The organism is Bradyrhizobium erythrophlei (genome assembly GCF_900142985.1).
GTDB classification, from domain to species: Bacteria; Pseudomonadota; Alphaproteobacteria; order Rhizobiales; family Xanthobacteraceae; genus Bradyrhizobium; species Bradyrhizobium erythrophlei_B.
This window is the reverse complement of sequence record NZ_LT670849.1, coordinates 3,586,060-3,599,507: the sequence shown is the minus strand read 5'-3', so window position 1 is coordinate 3,599,507 and position 13,448 is coordinate 3,586,060. Positions and strand designations below refer to the sequence as shown.

The window sequence follows — 13,448 nt, the reverse complement described above, 5'->3', positions numbered from 1 at the left end:
AGATGGCGCAGCGGCTGCCGTTGATCCTGTTCGCGCTGGTCATGGCGGCGATCCCGTTTATCCCCACCATGCCGCCGTTCTGGATCGTGCTGCTCGACAATATTGGCCTTTCGGCGCTGGTGGCGATGGGCCTCGTGCTGCTCACCGGCGTCGGCGGGCTGACGTCGTTCGGCCAGGCGGCGTTTTGCGGCTTCGGCGCCTACACGACCGCGGTGCTGACCACGGCCTACGGGCTCTCGCCGTGGCTGACGTTGCCGCTTTCGCTTGTCGTCAGCGGCGTTTTCGCCGTCGCGCTCGGCCTGATCACCGTGCGCCTGTCGGGTCATTACCTGCCGCTCGGCACCATCGCCTGGGGCCTCGGTCTCTTTTATCTATTCAGCAAGCTCGAATTCCTTGGCCGCAATGACGGCATTTCCGCCATCCCACCGCTCGCGATCGGGCCGCTGAAGATGATCGATCCCGACACGATCTACTTCGCGATCTGGACCGCGGTCATCCTGTGCGCGTTGCTGACGATGAACCTTTTGGATTCCCGCACCGGCCGCGCCATCCGCGCGCTGCGGCGCGGCCATGTCGCGGCGGAAGCCTTCGGCATCCAGCCGCCACGCACCAAGCTGTTGGTCTTCATTTACGCCGCCGTGCTCGCTGGGCTGTCCGGCTGGCTCTATGCCCACTTCCAGCGCGCGGTGAATCCGACCCCGTTCGGCGCCCAGGCCGGCATCGAATATCTCTTTGTCGCCGTGGTCGGCGGCGCCGGCTATGTCTGGGGCGGCGTGCTGGGCGCGGCGATCGTCGTCGTGCTCAAGGAAGTCCTCCAGGACTATCTGCCGGTTCTGTTTCACGGCGAAGGCCAGTTGGAGACCATCGTGTTCGGCATGATGCTGGTGGCCTTGCTTCAGCTCGCGCCGAACGGCGTGTGGCCGTGGCTGGTCCGGCTTCTGCCGTTCAAGCCGGGACCCAAAGCCATCGATCCGTCGCTCGTGTTGCCGCCGCGGCGAAAGCCCGCCGCGATCGACGACTCGCTTCTGATCGTCGATCACGCGCGCAAGGAATTCGGCGGCGTGATCGCGGTCAACGACGTATCCTTTGATGTCGGCACCCGCGAGATCGTGGCCTTGATCGGTCCGAACGGCGCCGGCAAGAGCACGACGTTCAACCTCATCACCGGCATGCTCTCGTTGTCCGCTGGTACGATTTCGGTCTCGGGCAAGGTGTTCAAAAGTGCGAAGCCGCAGGACATCACCAAACTCGGCGTCTCCAGGACGTTCCAGCACGTCAAGCTCGTTGCCGATATGACCGTTCTCGAAAACGTCGCGATCGGCGCGCATCTGCGCGGGCATGCGGGCGCGATCAAGAGCTTGCTTCGCCTAGACCGCAGCGACGAGGCCAGGCTGCTCGCGGAAGCCATGCGCCAGATCGAGCGCGTCGGGCTCGCCGATCAGGCGCATATGCTCGCCGGCAACCTCTCGCTCGGCCAGCAGCGCATTGTCGAGATTGCGCGCGCACTTTGCGCCGACCCGGCGCTGCTCCTGCTCGACGAGCCGGCGGCGGGCCTGCGTCACATGGAAAAGCAGCAATTGGCATCGTTGCTGCGGAGCTTGCGCGATGGCGGCATGTCGGTGCTGCTGGTCGAGCACGACATGGGGTTCGTGATGGGGCTCGCCGACCGCGTCGTGGTGCTCGATTTCGGCACCCGGATCGCCGAAGGCCGCCCTGATGCGATCAAAGCCAATCCCGACGTGATCCGCGCCTATCTCGGAGGCGCGCCATGAGCGACAGCGCCACCAACCTGCTGCGGATCACAGAAGCCCACATCGGCTATGGCAAGGTCGAGGCGGTTCGCGGCGTCACGCTCGATGTCGCGGAAAACGAGATCGTCACCATCATTGGCGCCAACGGCGCCGGCAAGACCACACTGCTCAATGCGACCATGGGCATTCTACCGCTGAAAGGTGGCGCGAACTTTGCTGGCAGCGACATCACGCGGCTCGACATCGAGGACCGCGTCATGGCGGGCTTGAGCCTCGTGCCGGAGCACCGCGAGTTGTTTGCCGCGATGAATGTCGAGGACAATCTGCGGCTCGGCGCATTCCGAAATAGCAGGGCAGAGTCGGCGCAGTCGTTGGAGCGCGTCTACACGCTGTTTCCTCGATTGAAGGAGCGACGGCGGCAGCTCGCCGGCACGCTGTCCGGCGGCGAGCAGCAGATGCTGGCAATGGGCCGCGCGCTGATGGGCACGCCGAAACTGTTGATGCTGGACGAGCCGAGCCTGGGGCTCGCGCCGATCATCGTCGCCGACATCTTCCGCACCATCGGCGAGCTCCGTGCCAGCGGTGTCTCGGTGCTGCTGGTCGAGCAGAACGCGCAGGCCGCGCTGCAAATCGCCAACCGCGCCTATGTCATGGAGCTCGGCGAATTCGTGCTGCAAGGCACGGCCAAGGACATCGCCGGCAATGCGCGCGTCGCCGCGAGTTATCTGGGCTTAGGCGAAGAAAGCGCCACATAAGTGGCGCCTCCGCTCCTCACATCGCCGGAACGTATTTGCCGTCTTTCACCGTCAGGATGATCCGCGAGCGATCGTCCAGACCAGAGCGGTCTTTTTCGGTCCAGTTGTAGACGCCCTGCGTCGCCGCGATTTCATGCTCGCTCATGAACGCCTGGCGGATCGCTTCGCGAAACTCCGGCGTGCCGGGTTTGGCGCTCTTCAGCGCCGCGGGCACCACGCGCTTGAGGACCTCGAACGCGTCAAAGGCGTGACCGGCGAACTGGCTGCGGGTGTTCGGACCGTATTTAGCCTCATAGGCCGAGTTGAGCGTAAGCCCCGGCTTCCTGGTCAGTGCGGAATCCGACTGGCCCTCCGGATTCATCACCGGGCCTGAGGCCATGATCACGCCCTCGGCCGCGGGGCCGGCAATGCGGATGAAGTCCATGCTGGCGGCGCCGTGGGTCTGGTAGATCAGCCCCTTGTAGCCGCGCTCGCGCAAGCTCGATTGCGGCAGCCCGGCCGCCGTGCCGGACGCGCCGATCAGGATCGCGTCGGGATTGGCGGCGACCAGCTTCAACACCTGGCCCGCGACCGACGTATCCGGCCGCGCGAAGCGCTCTTCATCGACCAGCGTCAACCCCATCGGCACGCCCTGGCGCTTGAAGTCGTCGAACCAGAGATCGCCGTAGGAATCGGAGTAGCCGATATAGCCGACGGTTTTGATGTTGTGCGCCTTCATGTGCTCGTAGAGCACCTTGCCCATGATCGGCACCGGCTGCGGCAGCACGACCGACCATTTGGTGCGCTCCGGCGTCACCGGAAACGGCGCGAGGCTGATGTGGGGAATGCCGGCTTCGTTGGCGACGTTGGAGATCGCGATGGTCGGCGGCGTGGTCGACGACCCCACGATGATGTCGGCTTTGGACTCCGTCACAAAGCGCCGCGCATTGGTGGTGGCGCTGGTCGGATCGCCGCCATCGTCGAGCACGATGACTTTCAGCGGCACGCCCGCGATTTCCTTCGGTACGAATTCAAGCGCGTTGCGTTCGGGCACGCCGAGCGCCGCCGCAGGTCCCGTGGTCGAAATCGAAATGCCGATAGTGATTTCGGCCGATTGCGCTTGCGCCGATGGCGCCGACAGCGCGAGCGCAGTGCTGGCGACAGTCGCGAGTATCATCTTGTTCATGGAATTCCTCCCTGACATTTCCCTTATCATTTCGCTTTCTATGAAGCGATTATCCCTTCAAGAATTTTTCGACGATCTCTTCCGGCACCGGCGCCGATTTCAGGCGCGCGGGGTCAGCGGGATCATGCCCGACCAGCACCCGGGTCTCGAATGCCTCGATTGCAAGCCGCTCACCCTTGTACACCTTGTGGGTGACCTCGAAACTCGACCGCTTGAAACTCTCGACCCGGCTCTCGATCGTGATCCAGTCGCCATGGGTTGATGGGATGTAGAATTTCGCCCGCGTGTCCACCATGGGAATGCCAACCAGGCCGTATTTCCTGACGATGTCCTGTTTGGAGAAACCGGCCGCCTCGAACATGATCGAGGTGGAGTCGTCGAACATCTCGAAGTAGCGCGGGTAATAGACGATATTCGCAGGGTCGCAATCGCCCCACTGGATTTGCACGTCCCTGCGATGAACGAACATGAAGACGCCGTCCTATTTCGGCGCCATGCGCAGCGACGCATCGAGCCGCACCACCTCGCCGTTGAGGTAGGCGTTGTCGATCATCTGCATCACGAGGGAAGCAAATTCGGATGGATCGCCGAGACGGTGCGGGAACGGAACGGCGGCGGCGAGCGAATCCTGCGCCTCCTGCGGCAGAGCGGCGAGCAGCGGCGTGAGGAACAGGCCCGGCGCAATCGCCAGCACGCGAATGCCGAACTGCGCAAATTCGCGCGCGATCGGCAGCGTCATGCCGACGATGCCGCCCTTCGAGGCCGAATAGGCGGCCTGGCCGATCTGACCGTCATAGGCGGCGATCGAGGCGGTCGAGATCATCACGCCGCGTTCTCCGGTCGTGAGCGGCTCGAGCTTGGTCATGTCGGCGGCCGCCAGGCGGATCATGTTGAAGGAGCCGATCAGGTTGATCCTTATCACGCGGTCGAAATCGGCCAGCGCCATCGGCCCCTCGCGGCCGATCACCCGTTTGGCCACGCCGATGCCCGCGCAGTTGATCAAGACCCGCGCCGGGCCATGGGCCTTGGCGGCAGCGGCAATCGCGGCTTCCGCCGAGGCGCTGTCGGCAACATCACAGGTCACGGCGACGCCGCCGATTTCCTTCGCAACCGTCTCGGCGAGCTTGGCGTTGACGTCGCAGATCGCGACCTTGGCGCCTTCCTTCGCAAGCCGCCGCGCGGTCGCAGCACCCAATCCCGACGCACCGCCGGTGACGATCGCAGCCTGATCCTTCAATTGCATCGCTTCCTCCTGAACCTCTCTTAAGGCGTTATCACGTCGGCGTCCAAGCTGGACGAATAAAGCGCTTCGACCAGCGCCTTTCTGTGTTCGAGCACCGCGCGCTGGTTGATCGATCCCTTGTCGGTGACTTCGCCGCGATCGATCGAGAGCGGCGCGTCGATGAATAACGCACGGACGATCCGCGTCGAAGAGCCGGTCGCCGCGGTATGAAACGCCGCGAAGCGCTGCCGGAAGGCGCTTCGTACCGCCTCGTCGCGGGCGCAGGCACCGACGTCGCCCGGCGGCAGCGCCGGATTGACCAGCCGGCAACCATCCAAGTCAGGGATGACGAGCGCCGCGACCTCATCGCGGTTGATGCCGGCGACCACCACGTCGCGCACCAGCGGCGCGCAGGCCGCGATGAAACGGGCGCGCAACGGGCCGACGCTGACCCAGGTGCCGCTCGCAAGTTTGAAATCTTCGGCAATGCGGCCATCGAAATCGAGCCCGGCCGAAAAATCATCGGCCACCGCAGGCTTCGCCGCGTCGCCAAACCGATAAAAACCCTCCTCGTCGAACGCAGCTTCCGTCAACTCCGGCTGACGCCAGTAGCCCGGCGTGACGTTCGGCCCCCTGACGCACAATTCGAGCTTGCCATTGCGCGGTGCGAGCTTGATCTCGTTGCCGGGCACCGGAAGCCCGATATGGCCGGAACGGCTGGTGCGCGGCGTCGCCGATAGCGAGAGCGGCGCACTCTCGGTGGCTCCGAGCCCGGTCAACATCGGCACGCGGAAACCGGTTTCTTGCACCGAGAGCTCGTCGAGACTTTTCCAGACAAACGGCGACATCGCCGCGCCCGAGAAGAACATCGCCTGGAGCTTGCCGAAAAACGTCCGCCGCAGCTGCGCATCGTCGCGCAGGTAGGGCAGTAGCGATTCGAAGCCTTTCGGTACGTTGAAATAGACCGTCGGCGAAATCTCCTTCAGATTCTGCACCGTCTCCTCGATGCCGCCGGGCATCGGCTTGCCGGCATCGAGATAGATCGAGCCGCCGTTGAACAGCACGAGCCCGAGATTGTGGTTGCCGCCGAACGTATGATTCCACGGTAGCCAATCGACGATGACCGGCGGCTCCTCCTTCAGGAAAGTCATGCTCTCGCGGATCATCACCTGGTTGGCGCAGAGCATGCGCTGGGTGTTGATGACGGCCTTGGGATTGCCGGTCGAGCCCGACGTCAGCAGAAACTTGACGATTGAATCCGGACCGATCGCCTGTTGCACGCCATCGAGATCGGGATGCAGCGGCGTCGCCAGCAGGTCCGACAGGGCCGTCAGAGCGCGGCCCGGCAGTGCGCCGCGAGAGATGGCGATTTCGATATTCTCGGGCACATTGGCTTGCAGCGCGGCCGCGAATGGGCCGGCGTCGTCGACAAAGACCAGCCCCGGCGTCAGAAGCTTCATCAGGTAGGCGAGCTTGCCGTAGTCTTTCGAGATCAACGAATAGGCCGGCGACACCGGGCAGAACGGCACACCTGCCACCATCGCGCCGAACGCGACCAGCGCATGGTCGATCGAGTTGCCGGAGAGAATGATGACCGGCCGCTCGGCCGAGAGATCGCGCGCCAGCAGGCTTGATGCGATGCGACGGCCTGCGTTCAGCAATTCGGCATAAGTGACCTTGCGCCAGCCGCCAGCGGCATCACGCTCCGCCATGAACAGGCGGTCGGGCGCGACGGCGGCCCAGTAACGCAAGGAGTCGGTCAGGCGCACCGGGTATTCGATGTCGAGCTGTTGCGGCCGCAGATAGATCGTGCCATCGGCGCGGCGATCGACCGTTATTTCGGGATCCCTGAATGAAATCGGGCGCAAAGGGAAAAGGCCGCTGTCTGACGACGGCAGCGCGCCGCTCGCTTGCAAGGACAGGTCGGCTGTTGCGCTCATACCCGTACGCTCATACCCGGTGTCCACCCCCCGAATAGTTATGTTTTATAACTAATTTGGGTGGAGTCAATAAATCCCTGTCGGGGACGGCTTTCGAGCCTCGCCAGGAGGGCCTAGAGCACCTGATGTACGTCGATCACCACGCGATCGGTGTGGCGCGCGGCGGAAGCGACGAACAGGCTTTGCATCAGCCAGCGGTATTTTACAGCGCCGGTCTCGAACCGCGGCACGGTGCGGAAATAGATCAGCGCGGGATCGACCGCCTCGCCGCGGTTGAGCTTTTGGACGAGTTCAGTGGGTCCGCGCCGGATGCCGCGGTTATCGACATAGATCACCGCGCCGTCGTCGGTCTGAAGCGCATATTTCGCCTCGAGTTCGATCGAGGAATCCGGCCGCACGATCTGGAAGTCGGCACCGAACGCGCAGACCTTTCCGTTGATGTTCTTGCCCCTCACCTCGCCGCCGACAATCGGAATGATACGGCGCTCGCCGACGCCGATGTCGCCGGCCGAGGTGATGCCCGCGACTTCAGCGGTGATGGTGAAGACATAACGGGTCGCGAGCACCGGTTCCATCGAGCCACCTTTTGCTATTCATATCCTTCGAGACGCATCGCGACGCGATGCTCTTCAGGATGAGGTCCTCATGGTGAGAACCGTGGCGTGATCACGCCGCGCGTCTCGAACCATCGGACAGACTCAGCGGGCCATCATCTGCTGCGGCAACCAGGTCGCCAGCAGCGGAAACGCAATCAGGATGATCAGCCTGATGATGTCGGTAGCAACGAAGGGCAGCACGCCCTTGAAGATCGTGGTGAAGGAGACGTCCTTGACCACGCTCTTGATGACAAAGACGTTCATGCCAACCGGCGGATGGATCAGGCCGAGTTCGACCGTCATCACGATGATGACGCCGAACCAGATCGGATCGAAGCCGAGTTGCGAGACCACCGGAAAGATGATCGGCACCGTCAGGATGATCATCGCCATGGCGTCCATCAGGCAGCCGAGCACGAGATACATCACCATGATCACGGCAAGCACGCCGTAGCTGCCGAGGCCAAGTCCGGTGAGAAATTCCGTGACCTTCTGCGGCGTCTGCGTCACCGTGAGGAAATAGCCGAAGATCAGCGCACCGATCAGCACGGTGAACACGGCGGCCGCCGTGCGCGTCGCCTGCAACAGCGAGGCGAGAATCTTTTCGCGGTCGAGCCGGCCGGTGAGGACGCCGATCAGGAATGCGCCGGTTGCGCCGACGCCGCCGGCTTCGGTCGGCGTAAAGCGCGGCAGATAGGGCAAGCCATAGAGACCGCCGATGACAAAGATGAACAGCAGAACCGGCGCCCAGATATCCTTCAAAGCGGCAAAGCTGTCGCGCCAGGGAGTTTGCTTGCCCGCGGGCAGGAATCCCGGCCGCAGATAGCCGATCAGGGCGATCGTGATCATGTACATGGTCATCGCGAGCAGTCCGGGAATGATGCCGGCCATGAACAATTTGCCGATGTCCTGCTCGGTGATGATGCCGTAGACCGCGAGCACGGTGGACGGCGGCAGCATGGCGCCCAACGTGCCCCCCGCGGCGATCACACCGGTGGCAAAGGACTGCGGATAGCCGAAGCGGCGCATTTCCGGATAGGCGACGGCGGAAAACGTCGCCGCGGTTGCGACCGACGAACCGCAGATCGCGGCAAAGCCGCCGCAGGCCGCCACCGTTGCGATGCCGAGCCCGCCGCGCAAATGACCGACAAAGCCGTTGGCGGCGCGAAACAGGTCGCGGCTCATGCCGGAATGGCTGACAAAGGTACCCATCAACAGGAACATCGGGATCACGCCGAACGTGTAGTCCGTCACCGTGCGCATCGAGGTCTGGCCGACCAGCTTCAGCGCCGGGGTGAAGCCGGTGAGATAGCCAAAACCGCAGACGCCGACGAGACCCATCGCCATGCCGACCGGCACGCGCAACAGCATCAGGAGAAACAGCGCGACAAATCCGGTAATGGCGACGGCATCGGTGCTCATGCTTCCCTCACTCCGTGGCCTTGAGCTTGGGGTCGTGCATGTCTTCGGGATGGAAGACCAGCCGATAAGTGCGGATCGCGATCAACAGCACCGCGGAGACGTCGCCGATCCAGGCCACCGCAAAGAACGGCCAGGTCGGCATATGCATATCGAAGGTCGTGACATTGTCGCGATAGGTGCCGCGCACCTTGTCGAACAGGGTCCAGGTCTGCACCGTCACCACGAACAAGAGCACCAGCGTCGCGAACACGTCGATCCAGCGCTGATATCGCGGGCTGACATTGCCCCAGACCAGATCGACGGTGATGTGGGCGCCGCGATAGCTGGTCGCGGCGATGCCCCAGAAGATCAGGATGCCGAGCAGCATCCGCCCGATGTCGAAAGAATCGGGGATCGCGTAGTTGAAGAGATTGCGCAGCAGCACCGACACGAAGATATCGAGCGCAACGAGGCCGACAAAGGCGGCCGCGATCCATTCGATCGTGTCGATGAAGCGATCCATGGAGTGGCGCGTCATGTAGCGCTCCGGCGATCAAGCGGGGTGAAAAAGCGGGTTGCTACGGTGTCAGCGCGTTGTACTTGGCGAGCGAGGCGCGCAACTCGGTGAGCGCGGCATCGGGATCGACGCCGGTCTTGCGGACGCCGTCGCCCCAGGTCTTGATCAGCGGTTCGGAGGCTTTCTTCCACAAGGCGACCTGCTCCGGCGTCAGTGCGTAGACGTCCTGACCCGATTGCGCCTTCACCTTGTCGATGCCTGCATCCTCGAACTTGCCCCAGAACTCGCCGACGCGCCCGGCGGCCTCGGTGTTGCAGTTGTCGTCGACGGCCTTCTTCTGCCGTTCCGACATCTCGTTATATTTGTCCTTGTTGATGACAAAGACGAAGGTCGTGACATACATCGGCGCGTCGATGTGAAACTTCGTCACCTTGTCCACCCCGAACAGCACCAGCGATCCGGCCGGGAAAAAAACGCCATCGGCCACGCCACGCTCGATAATGTCGCGCACTTCCGGCGCGGACGACTGCACATTGGTGCCGCCGAGCTGGGTGACGAAATTTGCGATCGTCGCGTCGGCCGGGCGGATCTTCATGCCCTTGATGTCGTCGGGGACCACGACCTTTTTGGTCCGCGTATGCAGGGAGGATGGCGTGTGGACGAAGGCGAGGCAGAATTTGACGTCCTTCATCTCCTTCTCGGCATATTTGCGGTACCAGGCGTCCAGCCCCATCGAGCCACCCTTGGCGTCCGACATCAAAAACGGTAGTTCACCGGCGCCCATGATCGGAAAGCGGCCGGGCTGATAGCCGGGATTGACGTAGGTCACGTCGGCGATGCCGTCGCGCGCCATGTCGTAATGGTCGAACGCCTTGCCAAGCTGCTGCGCCGGGAAGACCCTGGACTTGATGGTGCCGCCGGAGGCCTTCTCGACCGCAGCCGCCCAGTCCTCCAGCGATTTCTGCAGCGGATGCGAGGCCGGCACCCAATGCGAAATCTTCAGCTCGAAGGTCTTTTCCTGAGCGAAAGCAGGCGCCGCGAAAGCGGCGAACAGCACGGCAAGCAGCGCTTTTTTCATCGGTCTCCCTCCCCTGGGATGGCGGCGGCCTTGCTTGGCCGGTCTTGTTATTTAACATGTTATATAGCGGTGGATTTTGCTTCAAGCGCTCCAAAGTGTGGCGGTTCAAAAATCCGCATCATTATTGCCGCGAGGTCCTTCATGCGGACGTTTTGAACCTAAGCCACACTAGACCAATAGGTCTGCTAGTGTCCTGTCGATTCCGAAGTTCGCAAACGTGGCTCCGCAAAATGATCCGAACTTCGGAATCGGGACACTAGGCCGCCAACTGTTATAATAATTAGCTCGGCTACTTGCATATGACGATTGCGGATCGCAGAGTCGTGCAACCGGGGAGAACGGGACTTGCGTACAAAAATTGCCATCATCGGCGCGGGGCCTGCGGGCCTTTTGCTCGGACAGTTGCTGCATCGCTACGGCATCGACAACGTCGTTCTCGAGCGGCACACCGGCGAATATGTGCTCGGCCGGATCCGCGCCGGCCTCCTGGAGGAAGGCACCGTCGCTTTACTCGATGAGGTCGGAGCCGGCGAGCGGTTGCACCGCGAAGGCCTGTTGCATGAGGGCATCGAGCTTGCGTTCGGTGGCGAGCGCCACCGCATCGATCTGTACGAGCCTACCGGCAAGACAGTGACGATCTACGGCCAGACCGAAGTGACGCTCGACCTGATGAATGCGCGGCGCGCCGCCGGGCTCACCAGCATCTACGAGGCCGAGCACGTCAAGCCGATCGATTTCGACACCGATCACCCCCGCATTACCTACGTCAAAGACGGCGTCACGCATGAACTCGAATGCGACTTCATCGCCGGATGCGACGGCTATCACGGCGTCAGCCGCGCCAGCGTCAAACCGTCCGCCATTGAAACTTATGAGCGGGTGTATCCGTTCGGCTGGCTGGGCATTCTCTCCGAAACCCCGCCGGTCAGCCATGAGCTGATCTATTCCAATCACGCGCGGGGGTTTGCGCTGTGCACCATGCGCTCGACCAAACGCAGCCGCTATTACGTGCAGTGTCCACTCGACGACCATGTCGAGGAATGGCCCGACGACCGGTTCTGGGACGAGCTGAGACGACGTCTCGACCAGGAAGCCGCCGACAAGCTCGTCACCGGCCCCTCGATCGAAAAGAGCATCGCGCCACTGCGCAGCTTTGTCGCCGAGCCGATGCGGTTCGGGCGGATGTTTCTGGCGGGCGACGCCGCGCATATCGTGCCGCCGACCGGCGCGAAAGGACTTAATCTCGCGGCCTCTGACGCGCACTACCTCGCGCAGGCCTTTCGTGAGTTCTACGACGAGAAATCGTCCGCCGGCATCGACGCCTACTCGACACGCGCGCTGTCACGGGTCTGGAAGGCGGTGCGCTTCTCGTGGTGGATGACCTCGATGCTGCACAAGTTTCCGGACAACGGCGCGTTCGGCGCACGGATTCAGCTCGCCGAACTCGACTATGTCGTGAACTCCAAGGCCGCCGCCGCCTCGCTCGCCGAAAACTATGTCGGCCTGCCGTTTTAGCTTTGTTTTAAACTTTGTAAGCCGTGCAAATCGGAGTCCGATTGGGTTCAATGAGACATCACACATTTTCGGGCGTTTCGCATGGCTGCTTCCGATATTCCCGAAGGCTTTGAACGCCAAACCCGGCCGAGCCCCCTCACCGATCCCTGGGAACCGATTTATTCGAAGCAGACACCTGACGCGATCATTCTGGGACTTCGGCTGGCCAAAGCGCATACCAACGCACGCTGTTTCGCCCATGGCGGACTGATTGCTGCGCTGACCGATAAAGCCATGGGCCACAGTTGTGGCCACAAGATGCGCGGCACGCATTCGCTGGTGACGGTCAGCATGTCGATCGATTTCATCAGCAGTGCCCAGATCGGTCAGTGGCTGGTGATCGAAAGCGAAGTGATCAAGACCGGCGGCACGCTTTGCTTCGCACAATGCCGCGTCACCGCCGATGACGCGGTGATCGCCCGCGCCAACGGAACCTTTCGCGTCGTCAAGGCGAAGGAAGCATAGCTACTCTATCGGCCGAAATGCCAGTCGCTGATCTCGACCACGAGATCGATGAAGGTGCGCACCTTCGCCGACAATAGCCGCGAGGTCGGGTAGACGATGTGAATCGGCAGCGCCGGCTGCTCGAATTTCGCCAGCACGATCTTGAGCCGGCCGCGCTTGATCGCCTCCGCGGCCTGATAGGCCAGGACACGTGTCAGCCCGCCGCCCGCTTCCGCATACCGGATCGCGGCGTCCGCCGTGTTGGTGACAAGCCGCGGCGCATAGTCCATACGGATCTCGGTTCCGCCTTCGACGAAACGCCATTCGGCCTGGCCCGAGGTGGAGCCGGACTGGATGGCATCGTGGGCTGCAATGTCCTGTGGCCTTTTCGGCTCGCCGCGCGACTTCAGATAGCTGGGCGAGGCCACCATGATCCGCCGCATGTCGCCAACATGGCGCGCGACCAGCGAGGAATCCGGGAGCTGACCGATCCGGACCGCGAGATCCACGCCCTCCTCCACCAGATTGATGACGCGGTCTTCCAGCCTCAATTCGGCCGACACCTCGCGATGGCGCTTGAGGTAGGCAGTCAGAACCGAACTGACATGAAGTCGCCCAAAACCAACCGGCGCGGAAATCACGAGCCGTCCGGTCGGGCGGGCACGCTCGCCTTCGGCCGCGATCTCGGCCTCCTCGATATCTGCCAGAATGCGCCGGGCGCGTTCGAGGTAGCGCGCGCCTGCATCCGTCAATGCGACCTGCCGCGTGGTCCGCTGCAACAGGCGCGCGCCAACGCGATCTTCAAGCGAGGCGATCAGCCGCGTCACGGCGGAGGGCGACAGACGAAGCTTGCGCGCGGCGGCTGCGAATCCCTTGAGATCCGCAACCGTCACGAAGGCCTGCATCGCATCCAGTCGGTCCATGGGATTATTTCATATATTGCAATTATCTACTGTCAACTGCGACGATTGTTTTAAACGACGACAGAGGCCATTTTCGGCCGTATCGGCGCAAGCGACCCCGGA

The 13,448-nt window shown here is 62.7% G+C and carries 13 protein-coding genes; 4 read left to right on the top strand and 9 right to left on the bottom strand.

The window, feature by feature from the left end:
* Nucleotides 1-2: 2 nt before the first annotated feature.
* Both BUA38_RS16755 and BUA38_RS16750 read left to right on the top strand, forming a co-directional pair.
* Nucleotides 3-1,772, top strand: coding sequence for an ABC transporter permease subunit (locus BUA38_RS16755; protein WP_072819360.1), 1,770 nt, complete (start codon nucleotides 3-5; stop codon nucleotides 1,770-1,772).
* On the top strand, nucleotides 1,769-2,506 hold the full coding sequence (locus BUA38_RS16750) for an ABC transporter ATP-binding protein (RefSeq protein WP_072819358.1): 738 nt from the start codon (nucleotides 1,769-1,771) through the stop codon (nucleotides 2,504-2,506). Before BUA38_RS16755 ends, BUA38_RS16750 begins: the two co-directional genes overlap by 4 nt.
* Nucleotides 2,507-2,522: 16 nt before the next feature.
* Here BUA38_RS16750 and BUA38_RS16745 read toward each other — a convergent pair whose 3' ends face one another.
* From BUA38_RS16745 to BUA38_RS16710, 8 genes are all read right to left on the bottom strand, one after another.
* Nucleotides 2,523-3,671 carry an ABC transporter substrate-binding protein gene (locus BUA38_RS16745; RefSeq protein WP_072819356.1) on the bottom strand — a complete coding sequence of 383 codons (1,149 nt, stop codon included), beginning with the start codon at nucleotides 3,669-3,671 and terminating at the stop codon, nucleotides 2,523-2,525.
* A gap of 49 nt (nucleotides 3,672-3,720) precedes the next feature.
* Nucleotides 3,721-4,140, bottom strand: a complete 420-nt coding sequence (locus tag BUA38_RS16740) for an acyl-CoA thioesterase (RefSeq protein ID WP_072819354.1) — start codon at nucleotides 4,138-4,140, stop codon at nucleotides 3,721-3,723.
* Nucleotides 4,141-4,152: 12 nt separating this feature from the next.
* On the bottom strand, nucleotides 4,153-4,914 hold the full coding sequence (locus BUA38_RS16735; protein ID WP_072819352.1) for an SDR family NAD(P)-dependent oxidoreductase: 762 nt from the start codon (nucleotides 4,912-4,914) through the stop codon (nucleotides 4,153-4,155).
* 20 nt (nucleotides 4,915-4,934) lie between these two features.
* Entirely contained in the window at nucleotides 4,935-6,833 is a 1,899-nt protein-coding gene (locus tag BUA38_RS16730) for a feruloyl-CoA synthase (RefSeq protein WP_083587606.1), read from the bottom strand.
* A gap of 113 nt (nucleotides 6,834-6,946) precedes the next feature.
* Complete coding sequence (locus BUA38_RS16725) at nucleotides 6,947-7,408, bottom strand: DUF3237 domain-containing protein (RefSeq protein WP_072819350.1); 462 nt, start codon at nucleotides 7,406-7,408, stop codon at nucleotides 6,947-6,949.
* 123 nt (nucleotides 7,409-7,531) lie between these two features.
* Nucleotides 7,532-8,851 (bottom strand): TRAP transporter large permease, encoded by a 1,320-nt coding sequence (locus tag BUA38_RS16720; protein WP_072819348.1) that lies wholly within the window; start codon nucleotides 8,849-8,851, stop codon nucleotides 7,532-7,534.
* Between the two features lie 7 nt (nucleotides 8,852-8,858).
* Complete coding sequence (locus tag BUA38_RS16715; RefSeq protein ID WP_072819346.1) at nucleotides 8,859-9,368, bottom strand: TRAP transporter small permease; 510 nt, start codon at nucleotides 9,366-9,368, stop codon at nucleotides 8,859-8,861.
* Nucleotides 9,369-9,408: 40 nt separating this feature from the next.
* A complete protein-coding gene (locus BUA38_RS16710) occupies nucleotides 9,409-10,425 on the bottom strand; it encodes a TRAP transporter substrate-binding protein (RefSeq protein WP_072819344.1) in 1,017 nt (338 codons plus the stop codon).
* Nucleotides 10,426-10,770: 345 nt separating this feature from the next.
* Here BUA38_RS16710 and pobA point away from each other — a divergent pair, with 345 nt between their 5' ends.
* Together pobA and BUA38_RS16700 are read left to right on the top strand one after the other, a co-directional pair.
* Complete coding sequence (gene pobA, locus BUA38_RS16705; RefSeq protein ID WP_072819342.1) at nucleotides 10,771-11,940, top strand: 4-hydroxybenzoate 3-monooxygenase; 1,170 nt, start codon at nucleotides 10,771-10,773, stop codon at nucleotides 11,938-11,940.
* A gap of 81 nt (nucleotides 11,941-12,021) precedes the next feature.
* Complete coding sequence (locus BUA38_RS16700; protein WP_072819341.1) at nucleotides 12,022-12,444, top strand: PaaI family thioesterase; 423 nt, start codon at nucleotides 12,022-12,024, stop codon at nucleotides 12,442-12,444.
* Between the two features lie 5 nt (nucleotides 12,445-12,449).
* Here the strand turns inward: BUA38_RS16700 and BUA38_RS16695 are convergent, their stop codons facing one another.
* Complete coding sequence (locus tag BUA38_RS16695; protein WP_072819339.1) at nucleotides 12,450-13,346, bottom strand: LysR family transcriptional regulator; 897 nt, start codon at nucleotides 13,344-13,346, stop codon at nucleotides 12,450-12,452.
* Between the last annotated feature and the right edge of the window lie 102 nt (nucleotides 13,347-13,448).